This is a genomic window from Lysobacter sp. Root667, assembly GCF_001427715.1.
Classification (GTDB): Bacteria; Pseudomonadota; Gammaproteobacteria; order Xanthomonadales; family Xanthomonadaceae; genus Lysobacter.
The window spans coordinates 226,812-251,530 of sequence record NZ_LMHF01000011.1; the positions used below are offsets into that span (position 1 = coordinate 226,812).

Below are 24,719 nucleotides of genomic sequence, written 5' to 3' on the forward strand. Positions count from 1 at the left end.
CGGATCCGCCAGGTGCGGTGAGCACGAGCGACCCGCACCATCGCACCGACCGCACCGACCGCTCGCCATGAGCCCCCTCTCCCGCTTGCGGGAGAGGGCTGGGGTGAGGGGAATGCAGCCCAAAGGCGCAAATGCTTCTGCCCCACCCCCACCCAAACCCACGCGCAACGCCTAGCGCAACCTCCCCGCCAACCCCGACACCCGCATCGCATGCCGCGACAGCGCCGCGCGCAGGATCGCCTCGCTGGCGCACAGATGCAGCTCGCGCCTCGCGCGGGTCATCGCCGTGTACAAAAGTTCGCGCGACAGGCTACGCGCGTCCTGGCGCGGAAGTTGCAGCCACACGCTGTCGAATTCCGAACCCTGCGACTTGTGCACCGTCATCGCGAACGCGCCGGTGTGCGCCGGCAAGGCGGCCGGATAGAAACCGCGCACGCCCTCGCTGCCGCCGGCGAACCAGGCGATCGGACCCTCGCTCTCGCGCGCGCCGTCGGCCGCGCGCAAACAGACGCCGATGTCGCCGTTGAACAGACCGTGGCGGTAGCTGTTCTCGGTGATCAGCAGCAGACGGCCCTGGAAATACGCCGGCCGGTGACTGCCGGCCAGCGCTTCCTCGATGCGCGCATTCAAGGGCGCGGCGCCCTGCGCACCGTCGCGCAGCGCGGTCAGCAGACGCACGCGCGCGGCCAGGGCCAAGGCCTGCGCAGGATCCTCGACCGCGGCCAATGCGCGCCATTCGCCCAACAGCCGCTCGCGGCCGGGGCCGGACAAAGGATCGATCGCATCCTCGTGGAAGCTCACGCCGCGCAGTTCGCCGCTGCGCAACAGGGCCAGGGCGGTGTCGGCGTCGCCGGCGCGCGTGGCTTGCGCCAGCGGCGCCAGGTCCAGGCTTTCGGCCTGGCGGTAGCCGCGTTGCAGATGCACGCGATGCCCGGCCAAGGGCGCGGTCGGCAGGCCGTCGTCCACGGACAGGCTGTCGCCGAGCAAGGGCTGCAAGGCCTGCGCTATCGATGCCGGCAAGGCTTCGTCTTCGCCCGCGGCATCGACGATCGCGGCCAGCACGTCGCCGGCTTCGACCGAGGGCAGCTGGTCGCGGTCGCCCAGCAGGATCAGGCGCGCACCGTCGGGCACGGCCTCGACCAGCTTGCACATCAGCGGCAGGTCGACCATCGAGGCCTCGTCGACCACGATCGCGTCGTACGGCAAGGGATCGCGGGCGTCGTGACGGAAGCGCGGGCTGTCGGGCAGCGTGCCCAGCAGCCGATGCAGGGTGCGCGCTTCCACCGGCAGGGCTTCGCACAGCGCCGCATCGACGCCCGCCACGAGCCGCAGCGACGCGGCAGCGGCGCGCAGGCTTTCGGCCATGCGCTCGGCGGCGCGGCCGGTCGGCGCGGCCAGGGCGATCCGCGGCGGCGGCGCGCCGGACTGGCGCGCCTGCGCGATCAACAGCAGCAGCAAGCGCGCGACCGTGGTGGTCTTGCCGGTGCCCGGCCCGCCGGTGACCAGCAGCAGGGCGCGCGCCAAGGCCAGCGCCGCCGCGCGCGCCTGGCGGTCGCCGTCGCGCGCTTGCGGAAACAGGGCCGCGAACAAGGGCGCCAGCGCTGCGGCATCGACGCGCGGCGGCGCTTGCGCGGCCAGCGCGCGCAGGCGCGCGGCCAGGCGGCGTTCGTATTCGCGATAACGGCGCAGGTAGAGCAGGCCGCGTTCCAGCACCAGCGGCGCGCCGACGTCGGCGGGCGTTTCATCTGTAGGGGTGGCGATCCAGGACGAGGCCTGCAGCGCCGCCAACCACTGCTGCGGCTCGGCCAGGACGACGTCCGCGACTTCCTCGCCGGGCCGCTCGGGATCGAACGCGGCGTGACCGTCGGCGATCGCGCGCGACGCCAGCGCCGCACCGGCCAGGACCAGTTCCGGCGTGGCCGGATCGAGCCGGCGCAGCGACTGCGCCAGGGCATGGTCGACCGTGCGCAGGCGGCCGCGTCGCAGCAGGGCGTCGATCAGGCTCATGCCGCGCCTCCGCCGAACAGTGCATCCAGCGCTTCGACCAACGCGCGCGGCGGTATCTGGGCATGGATGCCGTCGCCTTCGGCTGCGCTGCGGATCGGGTCCAGACCGCGGCAGAACAGATAACGGGTGCCGCCGAAATCGCGGTCGTAGTCGTAGTCCGCGCCCAGCCGGAACCGCAGCCAGCGGTGCAGGGCCAGGGTGTAGATCAGCGATTGCAGGGTGTACTCGCTGTCGTCCATCGCGCGCTCGATCGCGGCGGCATCGTAGGACGGCAGGCGGTTGGTCTTGTAGTCGAGCAGGTAGTAGCGGCCCTCATGCACGTAGACCAGGTCGATCTTGCCGGTCATCAGGCCGTCGAGGCGGCGCCGGTGGCCGAAGGCCTGGCGCGCGCGCAGCCAGCCGTGCGCGTGCAGCAGATCCAGCAACGCCGCGGTCGAAGCATCGTTGAGCGCGAAATGGAATTCCATTTCGGCGCGCAGCGCGTTCGCCGGCAAATCGGCCAGGCGCGCGCCTTCGGGCAGGGCCGCGGTGAGGGTCGCGCCGACCAGGCGCGCCAGGGTATCCAGGCCGCCGCCGTCGATGTCGGCATCGGTGTAGCCCTGCTCGTGCATCGCCGTGCGCAGCAGCGGCTCCTGTCCGTCCGGCACCAGGCCGAGGCGGCGCCAGTGTCGCCATGCGGCGAAATCGCAGCGCTCCAAAGCGGTGTGCACGGCGTTGCCGAAACGGCTGCCGGAGAAACGCAGCTCCATCACGTCGATGGGCAGCTCGTGCGGCGCGGGCAGGATCAGCGGTTCGGGTTCGTCCTCGGCGCCGCGCTCGTCCTGCACGCGGTTGCCTGCGTCCTCGCGGGTGAGCTGGGTGAAGCTGTGCACCCACCAGTCGCGCGACAGGCCGCGGCGCAGCGTGCGCGCCGGCGGCACCGCCCCGCCCGCTTGCGGCGGCAGCGGCAGCGGACGCGGTTCGGGCGCGCCGTCGTCCACGGCGATGTCGTGGCCGTCGCCGGTGGCGAGCGCGGCGATGTCGTCCAGCATCGGCGCCAACGGCGTAGCCGCGCCCAGGTACAGCGGCCCGGTCGCCAGCCACAAGGCGTGCTTGGCACGGGTCAGGCCGACGTAGAGCAGGCGCGCATCCTCGGCCGCGGCCTCGCGCAAGGAACGGCTGCGCGCTTCGTTCCAGCTCGGGGTGGCCGCGTCGTCGTGCTCGCCTTCCAGCTGCAGCACGCGACCGTCGTCGTCGGGGTATTCGCAATGGCGGCCGCCGCGCGATTCGCGCCCGATCGCCGCGAACGGCAGGAAGACCAGGCCGAACTCCAGGCCCTTGCTCTTGTGCAGGGTCAGGATCTGGACCCGGCGCGCGTCGGATTCCAAACGCAGCTGCTGTTGTTCGTCGTTGTCGTCGGCCTCGGCGATGCGCAGGCGCAACCAGTCGACCAGGCCGTGCAGGCCCAGCGCCCGGGCGTCGGCCTCCTGCAGCGCTTCGCCCAGTTGCAGCAGGTTGGTCAGCCGGCGTTCGCCGTCGTCGAGCGCGAGCAGACGCGGCGCCTGCTGCGCGCACAGGTCGGCGACCAGGGCCAGCGGGCCGTGGCGCTGCCAGCGCTCGCGCCATTCCAGCGCGCGCAGCTGCCAGTCGCGCTGCCACAGCTCGTCGCTGTCCAGGCGCGCGATCGCGTCCGCGTCCAGGCCCAGGAATACGCTCGCCAGCGCCGCGCGCAGGCGGCCGCCGTCGCCGGGTTGGAGCAGGGCGTCGAACAGGGCCAGCAGTTCCTGCGCCTGTTCGGTCGCGAACACGCTGCGGCGCCCGGCCGCGACCGCCGGAATGCCGGCGGCGACCAGGGCGCGCTGCACGCGTGCGGCCTCGTCGTGGCTGCGCACCAGCACGGCGATGTCGGCCGGCTGCAGCGGACGGCCGTCGAGAGTGGCGCGGCCGGCGCGGGCGTCCACGAGCCAGGCGTGGATGGCGGCGACGCAGGCGCGGGTCGCGAGTTCGCGCGATTCCGGCGCGCTCCACTGCGCTTGCTTGCGGCCGTCGTCGGGCGCCGGCAGGCGACGCAGGGTCAGCGCAGGCGCGCGGCGGCCGGCGCGCAGCAAGGCCTCGTCGGCGACCACGCCGCCGGGCTCGACCGCATGGAAACCGATGCGCGCATCGACGAAGGCGTCCGCGCCGGCGCGCCGGTACAGGGCTTCGACCGCGCGCAGCAGCGACGGCCGCGAGCGGAAGTTGCGGCGCAGCGGCGGCGCCTGTTCGGCCCGGCCCGCAGCCGCGAGGTAGGTGTGGACGTCGCCGCCGCGGAAGCCGTAGATCGCCTGCTTGGGATCGCCGATCAGAAACAGACTGTTTAGGGGCGGGGTATTCAGAAGCGGGGTATTCAGAAGCGGACTATCCAGGAGCGCGCTGCCGTCGTCGCGGCTAGCCGGGCCGAACACGCGTTCGAAGATCGCCCACTGGCGCGCGTCGGTGTCCTGGAACTCGTCGACCAGGGCGACCGCGTACTGCGCGCGCAGCCGAGCGATCAGCGCGTCCGCGTGCGGGCCGGCCAGGGCATCGGCGACGCCGTCGATCAGGTCGTCGTAGGTCTGCACGCGGCGCACGCGCTTGAGCTCGGCCAGGCGCGCCGCGGCTTCCTCGCGCACGCGGTGCACCAGCGCCAGGCCTTGCGCGTCCAGCCATTGCGCGCGCGCGGCGGCGGCGGCGAGGTAATCGGCGAGGGCGGCGAACAGCGGCGAACTCGGAGTCTGCGCCTGCTTGCCCTTGTTGGTGCGGTCGGCCAAGGCGGCCGGGGTCATGCGGTCGATGCGCGGTTCGATGCGTGCGCTGGCGTCGCCGTTCGCGCACCAGCGCGCCAGCGCCTCGCGCAGGGCGCCGGGCAGTTCGGCGCGCCAGGTCTGTCCGTTGAGCACCTTGGCGGCCATCGCCGCTTCCAGATCGGCGAAGGCCTGCGCGCCGTGTTGCAGATAACTCCGGCGCAGGGCGTCGGCGCGCGTCTGCAGCAGCGGCAGCGGATCGGGCGTGGCCGCGGGCAGCGGCGGCCGTAGCCGCGCTGCGCGCAGCAGCGCGCCCAAGTCGGCGGCCAGCGCCGGGGGGCCGGCCGGCCAGCGCGCCTGCAGCAGTTCGGCGGCGACCGCATCGGTGCCGAGCGCGCGCCACAGGTCGACCGCGACCTCCTCGCGCAGCTCGCGGTCGCTGCCGATCATCTCCGGCGCCAGGAAGGCCTGCCCGGTTTCCAGGGCGTGCTCGCTGAGCACGCGCGCGCAGAAGCCGTGGATGGTGACCACCGCGGCCAGGTCGATCTCGCGCGCGGCGCGTTGCAGGCGCACGCGCAACGCCGCCGGCGCTTCCTCGTTCAGACGCGCGGCGATCAGGGCGCGGGTGACCGCGCGCTCGCCGTCGTCGTCGGCTGCGGGCAGCGCGGGATCGTCGGCGGCGATGCGCGCGGCCAGCAGCAGGCGCCGGCGCAGGCGTTCGCGCAGTTCCTGGGTGGCCGCGTCGGTGAAGGTCACCGCCAGGATCTGGCCGACGCGCAGGCCGCGCTCGATCACCAGGCGCGTGACCAGGGTCGCCAGGGTGTAGGTCTTGCCGGTGCCGGCGCTGGCTTCGATCAGGTGCAGGCCGTGCAAGGGCAGGCGCAGGAAATCGTCGTCCGCGACGGCGGCGACCGGCGCCGGGTCGAACAGGTCGCGCGGGCGTTCGCTCATCGCGCGTCCTCCTCGCTGCGGCCGTGCACGACGGCATCGAACACCAGCCGCGCGATGGCGCGGAACTCGTCGGCCAGGGCCGCGCCCTCGGCGGTGGCGGCGAACGGATCGCGCCCGCGCAGCGCCAGACGCGCGCCGCCGGCCTCGGCCTCGCTCCAGCTGTGGCTGCCGCCGTGCCATTGCAGCGCGGCCTGGTTCCAGGCGTCGCGGCCCTCGCTGTCGGCCAGGTACCACAGCCAGCCCGCGCGCGGCAGAAACGGCAGCGGCTCGCGCAGGCCGTGCGCGCGCAGGCGCAGCAGCGCGTCCAGCGCGGCGCGCGCCTGCGCGGGTGCGAGCGCCGCGCGCAGGCTGGGCCCGACCCCGGCGCCGGCCTGGGCGAACTGCGCCAGCGGGCGCGTGTCGCCCAGCGCCGACAGCACCAGCCAGTCCAGGCCGTGGGCGATCTGGGCCGGGCCGTGCAAGGCGCCGAAGCGCAGGCGCGCCAGACCGGCGGCGTAGAGCTCGTCGATGCGGCCGTGCAGCCGCTGCGCGCCGAATTCGAGTTCGAAGTGCCGCGACTGCGGCGCCTGATCCTCGCGCCAGCGCGCGAAGGCCTCGGCGTAGGGCCGCACTTCGGCGAGCAGGCTGTCGAGCTGGCGCCGGCCCAGCGGCCCGGACGGCAGCAGCGCGCGGGCGCGCAAGCGCGCCTGCAGGCCCTCGCCTTGCCCGTCCAGCAGGGCGTCGTACACCGCCTGCTGCAATTGCTGGCGCTGCAGGCCGCGGCCAGGCAGCAGCAAGGGTTCGACATCGTCGTCGGCGTCGCCCGCGTCGGGCAGGCGCAGGTTGAGGCGCTGGCGCAGGAACGCGCCCGGCGGGTCGCGCAGGAACGCGCGCAGGTCGGCCAGCGCGATCCGCGGCGCGGCCTCGACCGGGGCCAACGGACGGTCGATCCAGGGCCCGAGTTCGCTGCGTTCGCCGGCGCCGGCCTGCGCCGCCGGGCGCCATTCGCCGCGGTAGCTGTAGCGGCGCGGTTCGAGCGCGCCGTCGGCCCCGTCGCCGGCGCCGAACGCGGCCGGCGAGAACGGCTGCAGCGGTTCGTGCACGATCAGGGCGACGCGCGCGGCGTCGGGTTCGCGGTGGTAACGCGCGGCCACGTCCAGCAGTTCCGACACCAGCGGCGAAGGCTCGCGCGCACTGCCGTCGCGCGGGTCGGCGCCCAGGTAGCTCAGGTACAGCACCTCGGACGCCGCCACGAACAGCTGCAGGAACAGGAAGCGATCGTCCTCGCGCAGCGAGCGGTCGCCGTGGCGGCGCGCGGTGGTGCCCAGTTCGGCGGCGAGGCGGTTGAGGCCGCCGACCGGATCGCGGCGCGGGTAGTCGCCGTCGTTCATGCCGAGCAGGCAGATCGCGCGGAACGGGATCAGGCGCATCGGCACCATGCGGCCGAAACTGACGCCGCCGGTGAGCAGCGGCGCGCGGGTGTCGGCGTCGCTCAGGGCGGCGCGGAAATGCGCGCGCACCACTTCGGCCGGCACCGGCGCGTCGAAGCCGGCGCGCCCGGCATCGCGGGCGAAGCCTTCCACCAGCAGGCGCAGGCGTTCCAGGGTGCGCAAGTCGCCGGACTCGCGCGGCCGCTGCGGCAACAAGGCCTGCAACAGGCTCAGCAGACGGTCGCGCCACTGCGCCGGCGTCATCGCCGCGGCCAGCGCGCGTTCGTGGCGGGCGAGCACGCGCAGCAAACGGATCAAGGCGTCGAGCGCGTCCAGCGCGCTGCCTTCGAGTTCGGTGTACGGCGCGACCCCGGCGATGTCCTCGTCGCCACCGCTGGCATGCCCGATCAGCAGGCGGTCGAGGGCGAAGCGCCAGGTGTAGGCGTCGTCGGCCGGCGCCTGGTGGCGGGCGCGGTGGGCGTCGTCGATGCCCCAGCGCGCGCCGGCCTCGTGCAGCCAGGCATGCAGGCGTTCGAACGCGGGCGCGTCCAGGCCGGCGGCGTCGGCAATCGCGGGCGTGGCCAGCAGGTCGAGGATCTCGCTCAGGCCGAAGCGCGACACCGGCAGCGCGAGCAGGCGCAGGAACACGTCGGCCAGCGGTTCGGCGGCGAGCGGGCTGACGTCGGCCAGCGCATAGGGAATGAAGCCCGGGCGCCCGGCCAGGCCGCCGAACACCGCGGCGATGTGCGGCGCGTAGGGATCGATGTCGGGCGCCAGCACCGCGATCTCGCGCGGCTGCAGCGGCGGATCGAAGCGCGGGTCTTCGAGCAGGCCGCGCAGTTGGTCGTGCAGCACCTGCACTTCGCGCAACCGGGTATGGCAGGCGTGGACCTGCAGGCTGGGGTCGGCCGTATCGACGCTGTCGCGCCAGGCCGGCAGCGCCGGCGCGCGCCGGTGCAGCAGGTCGCGCTGCAGGCGCTTGAGCAGGCTGTCGCGCGCAGGATCGTCGGCCGGATCGGTTTCCGGATCGGCATAGGCGGCGATCTCGCCCGAGGGGTGCACCACCTCGTAGCCGCCCAGCACCGCCATGAAGTCGCGGCCGGCCGCGCCCCAGGCCTGCAGCAGCGGGTTGTCGTCGTCGGCCTCGGCCGGTGCGCCGGCTTCGTCCAGGCGCAGGCGCTCGGCGTAGCTCGCCAGGTCGCCCCAGTACTTGCGGGTCGGCGTGGGCAGATAGAAATGCAGCACGCCGGCGCGGGCCTGGGTCGCGATCACCCGCAGCACGTCGGGCGAGACGTTGAGGGTGGCGAAGGCGAACAACCGCGGCGGCAGGCCGGCCGGCGCCGGCGCATCGTCGCCGCCGTGGCGCGCCAGGTAGTCGCCGATGCGGCGCGCGCGGTACAGGCGCCCGCCGGCGACGCGGCGCCACAGCGCGGCCTGGGCATCGTCGCGCGCCTGGCCCGCGTCCCAGGCCAGCAGCCAGTCGCGGCGCCAGGCCTGGTACTTCTCGAACAGGCCCGCCAGCTCGCCGGCCAGCGACCAGGGCTTGAGCGGGTCGGCGCCGGCCAGATAGCCGCGCAATTCGGCCAGCGCCGGTTCGCGCAGCGTGGCCGGATGCGAGAGCTCCTTGTAGAGGCGCCAGCGCAGCGCGTCGGCGCCGATGTCGTCCTCCACGCCGGGCACGTTGGCGTCGAGCGCGCGCTGGACGAACTCGCCCGGAGTCAGGAATTCGAGATTGGCGGCGATGCCGTAGGCCTGGGCCAGGGTCGCCTGCAGCCAGCGCCGCATCGCCACCTGCGGGATCAGGACCACGTCCGGCGCCAGCGCCGACTGCCCCGGCGCGGGCGTGCGCAGTTCCTGTGCCAGCAGCCCGGCCAGCACGTCCAGCGCATTGGAATGGTAGAGACGGAAGTCGGGACGGCCGGGCATCGCGACATCTTGCCGCAGCGCGGACACGGGTGTGGCGATCCTTTGCGGCGATCAAGCCTGCGCCAGCGGGCGGTCCGATGCCGCCCGGCGCCACGCCGCATGCGTAGCGCCGGCGCTTAAAGCCTTCTTAATCCGTGCCGTCCAGCATCGACGGCACGACGATGGTGCCGTTTGCGTGGCGTCGCCGTGGAACCTGCGACAATGACCGCGCTGCATCCCCGTTCAGCCTCAGCCCGCCAAGCTGCCGAAACTTGCGACCCCACGCGGGCCGCGTACGGCCGCACCTCTCCGGATGACGCCCACAGCATGACGACCGAAACGCCCATCGTCCGCCTGACCGACCTGCGACTCGATCGCGGCGGCCGTGCCGTGCTGCGCGACATCAACCTGTCGATGCCGCGCGGCAGCATCGTCGCGGTGCTGGGCCCCTCCGGCAGCGGCAAGTCGACGCTGCTGTCGGCGCTTACCGGCGAACTCGCGCCGGCCGCGGGCCGGGTCGAAGTGCTGGGCCAGGACGTGCCGCGCCGTTCGCGCGCGCTGCTGGAACTGCGCAAGGGCCTGGGCGTGCTGCTGCAGGGCAACGGCCTGCTCACCGACCTCACCGCGGCCGAGAACGTGGCCCTGCCGCTGCGCACCCATACCGATCTGCCCGATGCCCTGATCCAGCGCCTGGTGCTGATGAAACTCAACGCGGTCGGCCTGCGCGCCGCCGCCGACGCCTACCCGCGCGAACTGTCCGGCGGCATGGCGCGCCGGGTCGCGCTGGCACGCGCGCTGGCGCTGGACCCGCCGCTGATGATCTACGACGAACCGCTGACCGGCCTGGATCCGATCGCCTCCGGCGTGGTCATGAGCCTGGTCCGCCGCCTCAACGACACCCTCGGCCTGACCAGCATCATCGTGACCCATCACGTCCACGAAACCCTGCCCGTGGCCGACCACGCCATCGTGATCGCCAACGGCGGCATCGTCTTCTCCGGCACCCCGGCGCAGCTGGAAGCCAGCACCGACCCGCTGGTGCAGCAGTTCCTGCGCGGCGAACCCGACGGTCCGATCGCGTTCGACGCCGCGCCGCGCACGGCGGAGGCCGCCTGATGGCCTTCGTCGAAGCCACCCGCCAGCTCGGCCGCGCCGGCCTGTTCACCCTGTCGGTGTTCCGCGCGTCCAAGCCGACGCCCGACTTCTTTCGCGAGCTGACCCGCGAGATCTACAAGATAGGCGCACGTTCGCTGCCGATCATCGCCGTTGGCGGCGCGTTCGTGGGCTTGGTGCTGACCCTGCAGGGCTACCGCACGCTCGCCACCTTCGGCGCCAGCAACTCGCTGAGCACCCTGCTCGGCCTGTCGCTGTACCGCGAACTCGGCCCGGTCCTCACCGCGCTGCTGTTCATCGGCCGCGCCGGCAGCTCGATCGCCGCCGAACTGGGCCTGATGCGTGCCACCGACCAGATCACCGCGCTGGGCCTGATGGCGATCGACCCGGTCGGCAAGGCGGTCGCGCCGCGCTTCTGGGCCGCGGTGCTGAGCGTGCCGCTGCTGACCGGCTTCTTCTGCAGCTTCGCGATCGCCGCCAGCTACCTCGAGGCGGTGCACGTGATCGGCCTGGACCCGGGCTACTTCTGGCCCGCGCTGAAGGACAACGTCGATTTCGTCGACGACTTCTGCGTGGCCTTGTTGAAGTCCGGCGTGTTCGGCGCCACCTCGGCGCTGGTCGCGGCCTACGTCGGCTATCACGCCGAACCGACTATCGAAGGCACCTCGGTCGCGACCACCAAGGCGGTGGTCAACGCGTCGCTGCTGGTGCTGATGTTCAACTTCGTCATGTCCGCGTTGCTGTTTAGATAGCGAGTCCCTTCGCAAGAACCCGCACATCCCTGTGCGGACTTTCCAATGCAACACCCGCTGTTACGCGACAACGCTCGACACCTGGAGATCCACCCATGTCCGTCCGCAGTCCCCGCATCGAATTCGCCGTCGGCGCGTTCCTGTTGCTCGCCCTGGCCTCGCTGCTGGTGCTGGCGATCGCCTCCACCAACGGCAAGTGGGGCTTCGGCGGCGACAGCTACGCGCTCAAGGCCCGCTTCACCACCATCGGCGCGCTGCGCCCGAACGCGCCGGTCAAGATCGGCGGCGTCGCGGTGGGTCAGGTCGCCCAGATCGAGCTCGACCCCAAGACCTTCGAGTCCAAGGTCACCCTGGCGATCAACAGCCAGTACAAGGACCTGCCCGCCGACACCTCGGCCGGCATCTTCACCAGCGGTTTGCTGGGCGAGAGCTATATCGGCCTGACCCCGGGCGGCGATCCGGAGCCGCTCAAGCCCGGCGACGAGATCTTCCTGACCCAGCCCGCGGTCGACCTGATCCAGTTGGTCGGCAAGTACATGTTCAGCGGCGGCGGTGCCCAGGGCGGCGACAAGAAAGACGCCGCGGCGCCCGCCACCAACGACGTTCCGGCGTACCTGCAAGGCGACGCCGCCCCCACCCAAGACGAGAGCAAGAAATGAAGCGCACCCTTATCTCCCTTGTGATCGCGTCGGCGCTGCTCGCCGCCGCGCCCGTCACCGTATTCGCGCAGTCGGCGCAGGCCGCGACCACCGCACCGGCCGGCTCGCCCAGCCAGATGGTGCTGGCCAACAGCACCCGCATCCTGAGCACGCTGGAAGCGCGTCGCGCCGAGTTCACCAAGAACCGCGCCGCGCTGAGCCAGTTCATCAGCACCGAGTTCAACCAGATGTTCGACCGCGACTACGCCGCGCGCCTGGTCCTGGGCACGCACGGCCGCGGCGCCTCCGACAGCGACGTCAAGCTGTTCGCCGACGCGCTCAGCACCAGCCTGATGCAGCGCTACGGTTCCTCGCTGCTGGACTTCAACGCCAAGCTCAAGGTCCGGATCAAGTCCGAAACCCCGCTGCGCGGCGGCGCGATCGTGAAGGTGTCCAGCGAATACCTGCGCCAGGGCGGCGAGCCGGTGCCGGTCGACTACCTGATGCGCAAGATCGGCAGCAACTGGAAGGTGTTCGACGTGATGGTGGAAGGCGTCAGCTTCGTGCAGACCTTCCGCAACCAGTTCGACACCCCGCTCAAGCAGAAGTCGATCGCGCAGGTCGCCGCCGACATCCAGGCCGGCCGTCTGCAGGCCCAGGCCCAGAGCAACTGAGCATGAGCGCGGCCACCGTCCGACGCGAAGGCGAAGCGCTGGTGTTCACCGGCGCGCTCGACCGCGCCGCGGTGGCGGCGCTGTGGCGGCAGGCGCTGCCGTTGCTCAAGGACCTGCGCCGCCTGGAGCTGGGTGCGGTCAGCGAAGTCGACAGCGCCGGCCTGGCGCTGTTGGCCGAACTCGCCGCGCGCGCGCCGGGCGTGAGCGTGATCGGCACGCCGCCCGGTTTGACCGAGCTGCGCACCGCGTACCGACTCGACGAGGGACTGGGCTTTTCCAGCTGATCCCGAACACACCGTTGCGGTCGCTATCGCCCCAGGGATGTGGCCAGGCCGCCCTTAGCGAATAGACTGCGACCATGCGCTCCCCCACCCCCACGCTTTCCTCCGCCATCGCTCTGGCTTTGGCCCTGGCGCCGCTCGCCGCCAACGCGCAGCAGATGTCGGCGCAGCAGCGCACCACCTACGAAGCCTGCCTGGCGGCCGGCGACGGCAGCGCCGACGCGGCCCTGGCCTGCCGCCTCAAGATCGAGGACGGCAAGACCGGCGCCGACGCAAGCGCGACGCCGACACTGGACGAACTTGCGGCCAGGACCGAAGCCGACGCAGCCGCCAAGGACGCCGCATCCGCGGCGGCCGACGCGAGGGCCTCGGCCACCGAAGCCGCGGATGCTTCAAACGCGGGAACCGCCGCGGTCGACGCTGGCGCGGTACCCGAACCGGTCTCCGCGCTGGAGGCCTCCACGCCGGCCGAGGTCGAGCACGCGTCCGACACCGCCGCCGCCGCGGGCACCGCTGCCGCGCAGGCCAGCCCGGCCGACCCGCGCACCGACGCCGAGCGCGACTTCGATGCGCTCTACGGCGCGCAATCGCAGGAATACGATCCGGTCGCCGACCCGACCCTGCCGGCGCCGGCCTCGCTGCCGACGATCTACGACCCGTGGGAGCGCTACAACCGCAAGATGCACCGCTTCAACAACGCGGTGGATCGCATCATCGCCAAGCCGCTCGCGCGCGCCTACGTGCGCGTGGTCCCGCGCCCGGTGCGCCTGGGCGTGAGCAATTTCTTCAACAACCTCGGCCAGCCGGTGTCGGCGGTCAACGCGCTGCTGCAGGGCAAGCCCAAGCAGGCCGCGCAGTCTTTGGGCCGTTTCGCGCTCAACACCACGGTCGGCATCGGCGGCATCTTCGACCCCGCCAGCGACGCCAAGCTGCCCAACCGCAGCGAAGACTTCGGCCAGACCATGGGCGTGTGGGGCTGGAAGCGCTCGCGTTACCTGGAACTGCCGCTGTTCGGCCCGCGCACCGTGCGCGACGCCTTCGGCGCGGTCGGCGACGCGCCGCTGAGCCCGCTGCGCCAGGTCGATCCGGATCGCATCCGCATCCCGCTGCAGGGCCTGCAACTGGTCGACGTGCGCGCCCAGCTGATGCCCACCGACGCCCTGCGCGAAGGCGCCGAGGACGACTACACCCTGGTCCGCGACTCGTGGATGCAGCGCCGCGACTACCAGATCTTCGGCGACCGCATGGACGCCGAAGACCAGGGCCTGCCGGACTACCTGCGCGACGACAGCAACCCCAGCGTCCCGGCGGATGCGATGCCGATGATGCCGACGGACGCGAATTACAACCGTTGATGGTGGCTGCGCGCGCTCAAGCAGCCGCGCAGTAAAACGCCCGACGCTCTATAGCCCCTCTCCCGCTGGCGGGAGAGGGGTTGGGGTGAGGGCCGTCGCAAGCGCGTAGCTCCAACCTAAGCCGCTGCCCTCATCCGCCCTCCGGGCACCTTCTCCCGCAAGCGGGAGAAGGGAAAGCTCAAGCCTCGTCGTCGCCCTCGACGAATCTGTAGCCCCTCTCCCGCYCGCGGGAGAGGGGTTGGGGTGAGGGCCGCCRCAAGCGCGTCACTCCAACCTCAACCGCTGCCCTCATCCGCCCTTCGGGCACCTTCTCCCGCAAGCGGGAGAAGGGAAAGCTCAAGCCTCGTCGTCGCTCGACGAATCTGTAGYCCCTCTCCCGCTCGCGGGAGAGGGGTTGGGGTGAGGGCCGMCGCAAGCGCGTCACTCCAACCTCAATCGCTCCCCTCATCCGCCCTTCGGGCACCTTCTCCCGCAAGCGGGAGAAGGGAAAGCTCAGGCCTCGTCGTCGCCCTCGACGAAATCGTCGTTACCCAGCAAGCGCCGCGCCTCGTCCGACGGCATCGTCTCCACGCCCTTGAGCTTGCGTTCGATCGCGCGCGTACGCACGCCGGCGCCGTCGATGCTCTTGCGCACCGTGTCCAGCTGCGTGCGCGTGCGTTCGAGCACGTCGGCGAACTTGCCGAACTCGCTCTTGACCGCGCCCAGCAGCTGCCAGACCTCGCTGGAACGCTGTTCGATCGCCAGCGTGCGGAAGCCCATCTGCAGGCTGTTGAGCAGGGCCAGCAAGGTGGTCGGTCCGACCAGGGTGACGCGGAAGTCGCGCTGCAGCGCCTCGAACAAACCGGGCCGGCGCAGCACTTCGGCGTACAGGCCTTCGGTGGGCAGGAACAGCAAGGCGAAATCGGTGGTGTGCGGCGGCGCCAGGTATTTGTCGCGGATGCGCTTGGCTTCGACCCTGACCTGACGCTCCAGCCCGGCCGCGGCGATCGCCAAGGCCTCGGCATCGGCACGGTCCTGCGCGTCGAGCATGCGCTCGTAGTCCTCGCGCGGGAACTTGGCGTCGATCGGCAGACGAACCGGCTGCTCCGGCGTGGTGCCCGGCAGGCGCACCGCGTACTCGACGCGCTCGCCGCTGCCCGGCACGGTGGCGACGTTGCTGTCGTACTGCTCGATCGTCAGCACCTGCTCCAGCAGTGCGCCCAACTGCACTTCGCCGAAGGTGCCGCGGGTCTTGACGTTGGTCAGCACGCGCTTGAGGTCGCCGACGCCGTTGGCCAGCTGCTGCATCTCGCCCAGGCCGCGCTGGACCTGTTCCAGGCGCTCGGACACCAGCCGGAACGACTCGCCCAGACGGGTTTCCAGCGTGGTCTGCAGCTTCTCGTCCACGGTCGCGCGCATCTGCTCGAGCTTGGCGGTGTTGTCGGCCTGCAGTTCGCGCAGACGCTCCTCCAAGGTCGTGCGCAACTCGCCGATGCGCAGCTCGTTGCGCTGGGTGAGTTCGTTGAGGCGCTGGCCCAAGCCCTCGGCGAACCGCTGCTGCGATTCCGCCGCCTCGCTGCGTCCCTTGCGCGCGTCGTCGGTCAGCGTGACCACCAGCTGATCCAGACGCTGGTCGGTGCGCTGGGTCAGTTCGGTCAGGCGCCCGCCGAAGCCTTCGATGCGCTGCTCCTGCGCCGACGACAGGCTATCGAGCTGCTGGCGCAACTCGCCGCGCCCCTCGCGCTGCTCCTCGCGCAACGACTGCTCCAGCCGCCCGTCGGGCTTGCGCAGCAGGAGCACGATCAACAACACGATCGCCGCCAGCACGGCGATCAACAACAGGGTCAGCAGCAGCGGGGTTTCGGCCATGGCGACAGTGTAGCCCGGGGCTTCTCAAGGACTAAGAATGCGCGGTGTCCCGAGGCTATGCTTGGCCCAGCCGCACCATCGATCCAGGAGATCCGATGCTTACCCCGCGTCAGCGACTGGCCAGAATCGCGCGCATAGGGCTGGCGATCCAGGTCATCGCGATCCTGCCCGCCGTTGTGGCCATGATGGTCAGCTGGAACTCGTCGAATCAGGATTCGGCGTTCGTGCAATGGTGCGTTTCTTACTGGTGGTCGCTGTTGCTGTTGGCTGCCTTCGTCTACACCGCAGTCGCGTATGCACTGAGCTTCCTGCTGCGCTGCCCGCATTGCCGCTATCGGCTGTCGCGCGCGCACACGCCCACCTGGGCCATCACCAGCCACAACGCGCACATCCGGTATTGCGCGCATTGCGGTCTGGCACTGGACGCCTCGCGCAGCGACTGACGAAACCGGCGACGAATCGCAGCGGCGCCCTTGCCGCTCGACCCTGCGCGCAGTCACGGTGCGGCGCTTAGCCACCCCGGATTCTCCTTCCACCGCGCCTCCAAAAACTCCACGAACGCCCGCACTTTCGCCGGCACGTAGCGCCTTTCCGGCATCACCGCGTGCACATCCAGCCCGTTGATGTGCCAGTGCGGCAGCACGCGTTCCATGCGGCCGTCGCGGATCTCGTCGGCGATGGCGAATTCGGGAATGCGGGCGATGCCGGCGCTGGCCAGCACGGCGGCCTTGAGGGCGAGGCTGGAGTTGGCGTCCAGGCGCGCGCCCAGGGCGACGCGGACGACTTCCTCGCCGTGGCGCAGTTCCCAGGTGCGGCCGGTCGCGGCCAGGCTGAAGTGCAGGCAGTCGTGCGCGCCGAGTTCGTCGGGGCGCTGCGGGCGGCCGCGGCGGTCCAGGTAGGCGGGTGAGGCGCACAGCAGCACGCCGCTGTGGGCGATGGTGCGCGCGACCAGGCTGGAGGCCTCGAGGCGGCCCAGGCGGATCGCCAGGTCCTGGCTTTCCATGACCAGGTCGGTCGGGCGGTCGTCCAGTTGCAGGTCCAGGTCGACTTGCGGATGCAGGGCCAGGAACGGCCCGACGTGCGGGGCCACGTGCATCACGCCGAAGGTCATCGGCACCGACACCCGCAGCCGGCCCTGGGCGAGATCGCCGGTGCCGGCGACCGCGTCCTCGGCCGCGCGCGCCTCGGCGAACGCCGACTGGGCATGGCGCAGGTAGGCCTGGCCGGCCTCGGTCAGGCTGAGCCGGCGCGTGGTCCGGTGCAGCAGGCGCGCGCCCAGGCGCCCTTCCAGCGCCGAAACCTGCTTGCTGACCGCGGCCTTGGACAGGCCCAGGGCGTCGGCGGCGCGCACGAAGCTGCCCAGTTCGGCCACCCGCACGAAGGCGAGCAGGCCGGCGAGATCGGGGACGGGCAGGCGCCCCTGCGGGATTGTTGACATGGGGAAACAGTCTAACCACGTCCGGGCCGATTATCCGCAGGTCCAGAATCCGTAACTTGGCCTCGTCCCGCCCATCCCGCCCCGGTACGACGCCATGAACCTCACCACGAAGCGCTTAATTCTCACCCTGCTGGCCGGCAGCCTGGTCGGTGCCATCTTCGTGATCGGCAAGCTGCTGCTGGGCCGCGGCCTGAGCCCGCTGATTGTTTCCCTGATCCAGACCGGCGGCGCCGCCGCGGTGCTGATGGCGGTGCAGACCGTGCGCGGCGAACGCCTGCCGTTGGACCCGGCCTCGCGCCGCTTCTATCTGATCGCCGCGCTGATCGCGGTCGCCGGTTCGGCCCTGCTCGGCAACTGGGTGCTGGCGCGGATCCCGGCCGGCATCTTCACCGTGGTGGTGACCCTGTCGCCGCTGTTCACCTCCTTGTTCAACGCCCTGGTCGAGCGCCGCTGGCCGAGCCCGACCGCCGCCCTGGGCACCGCCCTGGGCCTGGCCGGCGTGCTGCTGGTGCTGGTGCCGCGCGCGCGTTCGGTCGAGGCCGAACAGGCGCTGGCCCTGACCATCGCCCTGGGCGTGCCGGTGCTGCTGGCGATCGGCAACGTCTACCGCAGCCGTTACTGGCCGAGCGGACTGAGCGCGCCGATGTCCAGCGCCGGCACGATGCTGGTGCAGGCCCTGGCGGTGCTGCCGCTGATCGCGGTCAGCGGCCAGCGCGCGGACCTGCAGCAGCTGGCCGCCTCCTGGCCGCTGCTGCTGGCGATGGTGCTGGTCACCCTGTCGGCCAACGTCGCCGCCGCCGCCCTGCAGCGCATCGCCGATTCCGTCGCCTACAGCCAGATCGGTTACGTGGTCGCGCTGACCGGCGTGATCTGGGGCGCGCTGCTGTTTGGCGAGCGCCTGGGCTGGGGCTTCGCACCGGCGGTGGCGCTGGTGTTCGTCGGCGTGGTCCTGGCCAACCGCCGCGTCGCCGCTCCCGTTTCTGTTCCCGCTGCGTCCGCACTGCCCGCTCTGGGCGTCGCGCGCTGATCCATCAACCCCCACTCGGACTTCTGTCATGTACCTCGCATTCGCCCGCTACGCCTTCGCCGCCATCGTTGCCCTCGCCGCCGCCGCGCCCGCCCACGCCGACCTGCGCGAGCCGCTGACCCGCGACAACAGCGTGCTGCTGATGGTCGACTACCAACCGCAGTTCGTGTTCTCGGTGCAGTCGATCCCGGTGGTCGAACTGATCAACAACGCGGTCGGCCTGAGCAAGGCCGCCAAGGCCTTCGAGGTGCCGACCACCTACGCCACCATCAGCGCGCAGAGTTTCGGCGGCCCGCTGTTCCGCCAGTTGACCGACGCGCGCCCGGAGTTGACCCCGGTCGACCGTACCTCGATCGACGCCTGGCAGGACCCGCGCGTGCGCGCCGCGATCGCCGCCACCGGCCGCAAGAAGCTGCTGGTCAGCGGCCTGTGGACCGACAGCTGCGTGACCCTGCCGGTGCTGTCGGCGCTGAAAGATGGCTACGAGGTCTACGTGGTGGTCGACGCCAGCGCCGACGTGTCGCGCGAATCGCACGAGATGGCGGTGCAGCGCATGATCCAGGCCGGCGCGGTGCCGGTGACCTGGATGGCGGTGATGCTGGAATGGCAGGGCGACTGGGCGCGCGGCAACACCGGCGCGCAGGTGCAGAAGATCGCCCAGGAGCATGGCGGCGCCTGGGGCCAGGGCATCGACTACCACCAGCGCATGGTCGCGCCGCGCAAGTAATCGCGCACCGGCGCAGGCCGACGGCCGGATCGCGACAAGTCGTTGCGGCCGTCGGCGTTACAGTGGCGGCTCCCTCATCGTGATCGCGGCGCCTTGCCGCCGCCCGGAGTCGCCATGGCCGCCTGGTTCACCGTCGCCGCACCTTTGATCCCCGAAATCCTGCGCCTGGCGCGGCCCTACTTCACCCGCCCGCCGCCGCAGGCCATCGCCCCGCCTTCGGACGTGGTTGCGCTGCAGATCACCGAATTGCAGGACGTGGCCGCGCAGAACGCCGAATCGATCAAGGTGCTGGCGGCGGAAATGCAGAAGACCATCACCTCGCTGCAGCAGGCGTCGATGACGCTGGAGCAGCGGCTGCGGCGCGCGCATCGCTTGAGCCTGGCGTCGCTGGCGGTGGCGGCTGTGGCCCTGGTAATCGCGGGGGCGGCTTACGCGACCGCGGCTTGAGGCCGGGCTTGCTTCGGATGGGAGCATGGTCGCGGTGACGGCTTACACCCCAGCGACTGAGGCCGAGCCCGCTTCCTGTGGAAGCGGCGTAAGCCGCGATCGATGACCGGCGCGATTACGACCCGCATGGATCGTGCCGCCATGAATGGCATTCACCAACGACGCGGACCGTGCCCGCTTCCTGTGGGAGCGGCGTAAGCCGCGATCGACGACCGGCGCGATTACGACCCACAYGGATCGTGCCGYCATGAATGGMATTCACSARCGACGCGGACCGTGCCCGCTTCCTGTGGGAGCGGCGTAAGCCGCGATCGACGACCGGCGCGATTAGCTTACGCCGCTCCTACAGAGAGCAGGACGCGCCCATTCGAGCTTTCGCGAGGGCGCGGCTGTCGCCGCAGCCCGCGACTCGCGCGAGTTACGACGTTCCGCTCAGTCCAGCACGCGGCAGAACACCGCCTTGAGATAACGCGATTCCGGCACCTGCGCCAGCCAGGGGTGGTCGGCGCCGGCGCCGGACACCTTCAGCACCTGCACCGTGCGCCCGGCGTAGAAGGCGGCGCGGCGGATCATGTCGAGGAACTGCTCCTCGCTGACCAGGCCGGTGCAGGAGAAGGTCGCGAACAAGCCGCCGGGCTTGACCACGCCCAGGGCGAGCTTGTTCATATCCAGATACTTTTTCAGCGCCGGGATCACCTGCTCGCGGTCGCGGGTCATCTTGGCCGGGTCCAGGATCACCACGTCGAAACGCTCGCCGGCGTTCCCCATATCGCGCAGGTAGGGAAAGATGTCGGCCTGGACGAACTTGACGTGGGCGTTGTTGAGCTTGGCGTTGCCCTTGGCGATGTTGATGACGTCGGCGTCGATGTCCACGCCGATCACTTCCTCGGCGCCGCGCGCCTTGGCGTAGACGCCGAAACCGCCGGTGTTGCAGCACAGGTCGAGCACGCGCTTGCCTGCGACCTGCTGCGACAGCCATTCGCGGTTCTCGCGCTGGTCGGCGAAGAAGCCGGTCTTGTGCGCGCCAGCCGGGTCGGCGCGGAAGCGGATGCCGTACTCGGTGATGACGGCCGGCGGCACGGCCTCGGTGCCGCGGAAGTCGAAGCTCTCCTGCTTTTGCACGTGCTCGTCGGCGAAGGCGTAGAAGCGGCAGCCCGGGAACTGCGCGCGCAGGGCGTCGTAGATCCATTCGCGGTAGCGGAACGCGCCGGCGCTGAAGTACTCGACCACCAGCAGGTCGCCGTAGCGATCCACGACCAGACCGCTGAGGCCGTCGCCTTCGCTGTGGACCACGCGCCAGGCGTCGCTGACCTCGTCCAGGCGCAGCACGTCGCGGCGCAGCGACACCGCCGCGGCGATCTTGCGCGCGAACCAGTCCGCGTCGACCGCCACGTTCGGATCGTTTTCGAGCATGCGCAGGGCGATGCGCGAATGGCCGTTGTAGAAGCCGCGGCCGATCCAGTCGCCGTCCACGCCGAAGACTTCGACGATGGAGCCGGGCTTGGGACGCTGGGCGGGCTTGTCGACCAGGCGCTGGAAGATCCAGGGATGGGTGGATTTCCAGGCGTTCTTGAGGCGTACGGAGGGCAGGTCGCTATTCATCGGCGCATTTTACGCGGGTTGCGTGCGCAGCCGGGGGATTTGCCCGGAAATCGCCGCAGTTGCCGGCCTTTCGACGCGGCGCGCGCTTGCGCCCCGCCGCAGGCCCCGCCGGTCGGGCGACGAAACGTGCGCGGCATCCCTGTCCCACCCGCGGGACGAACTGGCCCGCGGGGCGCGGCTTGTATTCGCCGGCGCCGGTGCCAATCTCGCAAACATGCACCTGCCCACTCACGAAGCCCCGCCCGACACCCCGACCCAGCGCAAAGCCGACCGCGGCCGGCTGTTGCGCGCGCTCAACGCCAGCCTGGCCTTCGTGCTGGTGCTCGCCGCCGTCTACACCGCCCAGGGCCAGTTCGACGTGGGCGCATGGGCGGTGCAGCCGTGGTCGCCGGAGGGCCTGCTCGGCGTGCTGACCGCGCCGCTGCTGCACGGCTCGATCGAGCACCTGGCCACCAACGCGATCTCGCTGCTGATGCTGGGCACGCTCGCCGGCGGCGTGTATCCGCGCGCCACCGTGCGTGCGCTGCCGCTGATCTGGCTGGGTTCGGGCCTGGGCGCGTGGTTGCTCGGCAGCGTCGGCAGCCATCACCTCGGCGCCAGCGGCCTGACCCACGGCCTGATGTTCCTGGTGTTCGTGCTGGGCCTGCTGCGTCGCGACCGGCCGTCGATCGCCGCGGCCATGATCGCCTTCATGTTCTACGGCGGCATGCTGCTGACCATCCTTCCGCGCGAGCCGGGCATTTCCTGGCAGGCGCACCTGGGCGGCGCGGTGGCGGGCGTGATCGCGGCCTTCCTGTTCCGCCGCAGCGACCCGCTGGCGCCGCGCAAGCGCTACAGCTGGGAAGACGAGGAAGACAGCATGGTGCCGGCCGTGGACGAGCTCGAACCGCCCAGCCCGCGCGAAGTGCCGGTGCTGTGGAACCGCCCCGATCCCGAACCGGGCGTGGTCCTGCGCTTCCCGCCGCGCCGCGAACCATGAACGCCGCGGCTTAACCCCATCGCGGCGGCAGGCTAGAGTGATGCGTAGATCGCACCACTTTCGGCCACAAGGAGTCCGCCCAATGCGTCTGGTTTCCCCCAGCCTGGTCCTGTGCGCGCTGGCGCTCGCCAGCCCGCTCGCCGCCGCCAAGGGCGCCTGCCTGATTCAGGGCAATCTCTACGGCGCACCGTTCATGGAATGCAGCGAAGTCGACACCGCCAACCCGTCCGGCGCCTACAAGGCGCAGTGCGAATCCAACGTCGGCTCGATCCAGAACGCCGGCGGCAACGCCACCGCCACCGTCGGCCCCGCTTGCCCGGCCGGAGCCGGCGGCGTCTGCGAGAACCCGATGGGCCAGAAGGTCCGCACCTACTACTACGCCCGCAACGCGCAGATGCTGGCGATCACCCAACGCAGTTGCGAAAGCACCGGCGGCACCTGGCGCACGCCCTGAGCGCGTCTTTCGGCGGATCCCCCATGACCCCTGCCCTGCTGGTGATCGACGTCCAAAGCGGCCTGTTCGACGGCGAGCCGCGCCCGGACGACGCCGACGCGGTGATCGCGCGCCTCAACGCGCTGATCGCACGCGCGCGCGACGCCGGAACCCCGGTGATCTTCGTCCGCCACGAACGCATCGGCACGCTGCTCGAACCCGGTACGCCGGGCTGGGCGTTCCAGGCCAAACTCGACGTGCACGACGACGACCTGGTGGTCGGCAAGACCTCGCCCGACGCATTCCTGCACACCGGTCTGGAATCGCTGCTGCAATCGCTGGGCGTCGACCATCTGGTGATCGGCGGCTATGCCAGCGACTTCTGCGTCGACACCACCACCCGTCGCGCCGCCGCGCTCGGCTACCCGGTGACCCTGGCCGCCGACGCCCATACCACCCACGACAAACCGCACCTGACCGCCGCGCGCATCCGCGAGCACCACAACGCGACCCTGGCCGACATCGTCAGCTTCGGGGTCGAGATCCGCGCGGTCGACAGCGCCGATATCCAGTTCGTACGCAACGGCGGCGTCGCCCTGCGCTGAACCCGCGTGCGGCCGCGCAGCGCGGATCCCATGCGATGCTACCGGCCTTCCACGCGCCCCCGCCGAGCATGCCGCGCCTGTCGATCTTCCGCCGTCCGCTGCTGCTGCTCGCCGCCGCCCTGGCGTTGAGCGCCTGCCAGCGCGCGGCGCCCGACGAGGGCTACGACGAATCCGCCGCGGCCGATGCGCGCCGCATCGAAGCCGATGTGCGCTACCTCGCCGACGATCTGCTCGAAGGCCGCGAGACCGGCAGCCGCGGCCACGACCTGGCCGCGCTCTACGTCGCCCAACGCCTGCGTGCGATGGGCCTGCGTCCGGCCGGCGACGACGGCGGCTACACCCAACGCGTGCCGCTGCTGCGCGCGCAGCGCCTGGCCGAGGGCAACGAACTGGTGATCGAGCGCAACGGCGCGACCACCGCGCTGCGCTTCCGCGACCAGTTCCTGCCGCTGCTCAACTACGACCAGCCCGAAGCCCGCGTCGAAGCGCCGGCCGTGTTCGTGGCCCAGGCCGTGCACGCGCCGGAACTGCGCCACGACGATTTCGCCGGCCTGGACCTGCGCGGCAAGATCGCGGTGCTGTTCGGCGGCGCGCCGGCGCGCTTCGCGCCCGATCAGCGCGCGTTCTACGCCAGCACCGAAGAGAAGCTGCGCGCCGTGGCCGAACGCGGCGCGGTCGGCGCCGTGTTCGTGGCCACCACCGGCGACGAGCAGACCTACCCCTGGGCGCGCTCGGCCGAAGACTGGCAACGCCCCGGCATGCGCCTGCGCGGCAGCGACGGCCGCGCGATCGACAGCACGCCGTCGCTGCGCGTGGTCGCACGGGTCAGCGCGGCGGTGGCCGACGTGCTGCTGTCCGGCAACGGCCACACCGCCGCCGAGCTGTACCAGGCCACCGATGCCGGCCGCCTGCGCGGTTTCGATCTGCCCGGCCGCATCGTCCTGGCCGCACGCAACACGGTCGCGCCGCTGGAATCGCGCAACGTGGTCGCGCGCCTGCCCGGTTCCGACCGCCGGCTGTCGGCCGAGCACGTGGTGTTCAGCGCGCACCTGGACCACGTCGGCATCGGCCCGCCGGTGGACGGCGATGCGATCTACAACGGCGCCGTCGACAACGCCCTGGGCGTGGCGGTGATGCTGGAGGCCGCGCGCAAGCTCGCCGCCGCGCCGACCCCGCCGCGGCGTTCGATCCTGTTCGTCGCGGTCACCGGCGAGGAAAAGGGATTGCTGGGCGCGCAGTGGTTCGCCCAGCACCCGACCGTGCCGGCCGCATCCCTGGTCGCCAATCTCAATCTCGACATGCCGATCCTGCTGGCGCCGACCCGCGACGTGGTGCCGGTCGGGATCGAGCATTCCAGCCTGGCGCCGCTGGTGCGCCAGGCCGCCAAGGACGTCGGCGTGGCGCTGTCGCCGGACCCGGCGCCGGAACAGAACATGTTCGTGCGCAGCGACCAGTACGCCTTCATCCGCGCCGGCGTGCCGGCGGTGTACCTCAACGGCGGCGTCGAGGGCGCGCGCTTCGGCGCCGACCCGCGTGCAGCGCAACGCAACTACTTGAGCCAGCGCTACCACCAGCCCGGCGACGACACGAGCCAGCCCATCCAGTACGCCGACGCGGCGCGGCTGGCCCGCCTCAACGCACGCCTGGGGCGGCTGATCGGCGACGCGCCGCAACGCCCGACCTGGAACGCCGGCGACTTCTTCGGCCAGCGTTTCGGCACCGATGGTTCCGGAGGCGATGCGCATGCCGATTGATCGCAACGTCCGCCTCGCTCCGCTGCGGCGATG

The 24,719-nt window shown here is 71.4% G+C and carries 20 protein-coding genes; 14 read left to right on the forward strand and 6 right to left on the reverse strand.

Translation table 11 applies throughout. From position 1 onward, the window contains the following. Positions 1 to 171: 171 nt before the first annotated feature. From recD to recC, 3 genes are read right to left on the reverse strand one after another with little or no spacing between them, the layout of a single operon-like run. Positions 172 to 2,007, reverse strand: coding sequence for an exodeoxyribonuclease V subunit alpha (gene recD, locus ASD78_RS11105; protein ID WP_056101330.1), 1,836 nt, complete (start codon positions 2,005 to 2,007; stop codon positions 172 to 174). Beyond that, positions 2,004 to 5,699: an exodeoxyribonuclease V subunit beta gene (locus ASD78_RS11110; RefSeq protein ID WP_056101334.1), complete on the reverse strand. Its 3,696-nt coding sequence runs from the start codon at positions 5,697 to 5,699 to the stop codon at positions 2,004 to 2,006. The genes recD and ASD78_RS11110 overlap by 4 nt, the downstream gene beginning before the upstream one ends. Next, positions 5,696 to 9,034 (reverse strand): exodeoxyribonuclease V subunit gamma, encoded by a 3,339-nt coding sequence (recC, locus tag ASD78_RS11115; protein ID WP_056101455.1) that lies wholly within the window; start codon positions 9,032 to 9,034, stop codon positions 5,696 to 5,698. Before recC ends, ASD78_RS11110 begins: the two co-directional genes overlap by 4 nt. A gap of 306 nt (positions 9,035 to 9,340) precedes the next feature. On the opposite strand from recC, the gene ASD78_RS11120 reads away from it, so the two are divergent. The 6 genes from ASD78_RS11120 (at position 9,341) to ASD78_RS11145 (ending at position 13,826) form a co-directional block, all read left to right on the forward strand. Then, positions 9,341 to 10,129, forward strand: coding sequence for an ATP-binding cassette domain-containing protein (locus ASD78_RS11120; protein ID WP_056101338.1), 789 nt, complete (start codon positions 9,341 to 9,343; stop codon positions 10,127 to 10,129). Next, positions 10,129 to 10,878 carry an MlaE family lipid ABC transporter permease subunit gene (locus ASD78_RS11125; RefSeq protein WP_055905449.1) on the forward strand — a complete coding sequence of 250 codons (750 nt, stop codon included), beginning with the start codon at positions 10,129 to 10,131 and terminating at the stop codon, positions 10,876 to 10,878. Before ASD78_RS11120 ends, ASD78_RS11125 begins: the two co-directional genes overlap by 1 nt. Positions 10,879 to 10,973: 95 nt before the next feature. Further along, positions 10,974 to 11,537, forward strand: coding sequence for an outer membrane lipid asymmetry maintenance protein MlaD (mlaD, locus tag ASD78_RS11130; protein ID WP_056101342.1), 564 nt, complete (start codon positions 10,974 to 10,976; stop codon positions 11,535 to 11,537). Further along, on the forward strand, positions 11,534 to 12,190 hold the full coding sequence (locus tag ASD78_RS11135) for an ABC transporter substrate-binding protein (RefSeq protein ID WP_056101345.1): 657 nt from the start codon (positions 11,534 to 11,536) through the stop codon (positions 12,188 to 12,190). The genes mlaD and ASD78_RS11135 overlap by 4 nt, the downstream gene beginning before the upstream one ends. Before the next feature lie 2 nt (positions 12,191 to 12,192). After that, positions 12,193 to 12,474, forward strand: coding sequence for an STAS domain-containing protein (locus ASD78_RS11140; protein ID WP_055905457.1), 282 nt, complete (start codon positions 12,193 to 12,195; stop codon positions 12,472 to 12,474). A 74-nt stretch (positions 12,475 to 12,548) separates the two neighbouring features. Next, on the forward strand, positions 12,549 to 13,826 hold the full coding sequence (locus ASD78_RS11145) for a VacJ family lipoprotein (protein WP_343123538.1): 1,278 nt from the start codon (positions 12,549 to 12,551) through the stop codon (positions 13,824 to 13,826). Positions 13,827 to 14,318: 492 nt separating this feature from the next. Here ASD78_RS11145 and rmuC read toward each other — a convergent pair whose 3' ends face one another. Further along, on the reverse strand, positions 14,319 to 15,674 hold the full coding sequence (gene rmuC / locus ASD78_RS11150; protein WP_056101349.1) for a DNA recombination protein RmuC: 1,356 nt from the start codon (positions 15,672 to 15,674) through the stop codon (positions 14,319 to 14,321). A 95-nt stretch (positions 15,675 to 15,769) separates the two neighbouring features. Here rmuC and ASD78_RS11155 point away from each other — a divergent pair, with 95 nt between their 5' ends. Continuing rightward, the gene (locus tag ASD78_RS11155; RefSeq protein ID WP_056101351.1) at positions 15,770 to 16,117 is read left to right on the forward strand and encodes a hypothetical protein; all 348 of its coding nucleotides are present in this window, start codon (positions 15,770 to 15,772) and stop codon (positions 16,115 to 16,117) included. 53 nt (positions 16,118 to 16,170) lie between these two features. On the opposite strand, the gene ASD78_RS11160 is transcribed toward ASD78_RS11155, so the two are convergent. After that, entirely contained in the window at positions 16,171 to 17,112 is a 942-nt protein-coding gene (locus ASD78_RS11160) for a LysR family transcriptional regulator (protein ID WP_082575565.1), read from the reverse strand. Positions 17,113 to 17,206: 94 nt separating this feature from the next. Here ASD78_RS11160 and ASD78_RS11165 point away from each other — a divergent pair, with 94 nt between their 5' ends. The 3 genes from ASD78_RS11165 to ASD78_RS11175 all read left to right on the forward strand — a co-directional run bounded on the left by ASD78_RS11165 (position 17,207) and on the right by ASD78_RS11175 (position 19,313). Next, on the forward strand, positions 17,207 to 18,139 hold the full coding sequence (locus ASD78_RS11165) for a DMT family transporter (RefSeq protein WP_056101353.1): 933 nt from the start codon (positions 17,207 to 17,209) through the stop codon (positions 18,137 to 18,139). 28 nt (positions 18,140 to 18,167) lie between these two features. Then, positions 18,168 to 18,866 (forward strand): hydrolase, encoded by a 699-nt coding sequence (locus tag ASD78_RS11170; protein WP_082575566.1) that lies wholly within the window; start codon positions 18,168 to 18,170, stop codon positions 18,864 to 18,866. A gap of 114 nt (positions 18,867 to 18,980) precedes the next feature. Further along, positions 18,981 to 19,313 carry a hypothetical protein gene (locus tag ASD78_RS11175; protein ID WP_056101355.1) on the forward strand — a complete coding sequence of 111 codons (333 nt, stop codon included), beginning with the start codon at positions 18,981 to 18,983 and terminating at the stop codon, positions 19,311 to 19,313. Positions 19,314 to 19,745: 432 nt separating this feature from the next. Here the strand turns inward: ASD78_RS11175 and ASD78_RS11180 are convergent, their stop codons facing one another. Then, on the reverse strand, positions 19,746 to 20,915 hold the full coding sequence (locus ASD78_RS11180) for a class I SAM-dependent rRNA methyltransferase (RefSeq protein WP_055905470.1): 1,170 nt from the start codon (positions 20,913 to 20,915) through the stop codon (positions 19,746 to 19,748). A 214-nt stretch (positions 20,916 to 21,129) separates the two neighbouring features. On the opposite strand from ASD78_RS11180, the gene ASD78_RS11185 reads away from it, so the two are divergent. From ASD78_RS11185 to ASD78_RS11200, 4 genes are all read left to right on the forward strand, one after another. After that, positions 21,130 to 21,894 carry a rhomboid family intramembrane serine protease gene (locus tag ASD78_RS11185; RefSeq protein WP_056101359.1) on the forward strand — a complete coding sequence of 255 codons (765 nt, stop codon included), beginning with the start codon at positions 21,130 to 21,132 and terminating at the stop codon, positions 21,892 to 21,894. Positions 21,895 to 21,976: 82 nt separating this feature from the next. Then, a complete protein-coding gene (locus ASD78_RS11190) occupies positions 21,977 to 22,348 on the forward strand; it encodes a hypothetical protein (RefSeq protein WP_055905476.1) in 372 nt (123 codons plus the stop codon). A gap of 23 nt (positions 22,349 to 22,371) precedes the next feature. Continuing rightward, positions 22,372 to 22,932, forward strand: coding sequence for a cysteine hydrolase family protein (locus tag ASD78_RS11195; protein ID WP_056101361.1), 561 nt, complete (start codon positions 22,372 to 22,374; stop codon positions 22,930 to 22,932). 35 nt (positions 22,933 to 22,967) lie between these two features. After that, positions 22,968 to 24,686: a M28 family metallopeptidase gene (locus ASD78_RS11200; protein WP_056101363.1), complete on the forward strand. Its 1,719-nt coding sequence runs from the start codon at positions 22,968 to 22,970 to the stop codon at positions 24,684 to 24,686. Positions 24,687 to 24,719: the final 33 nt, after the last annotated feature.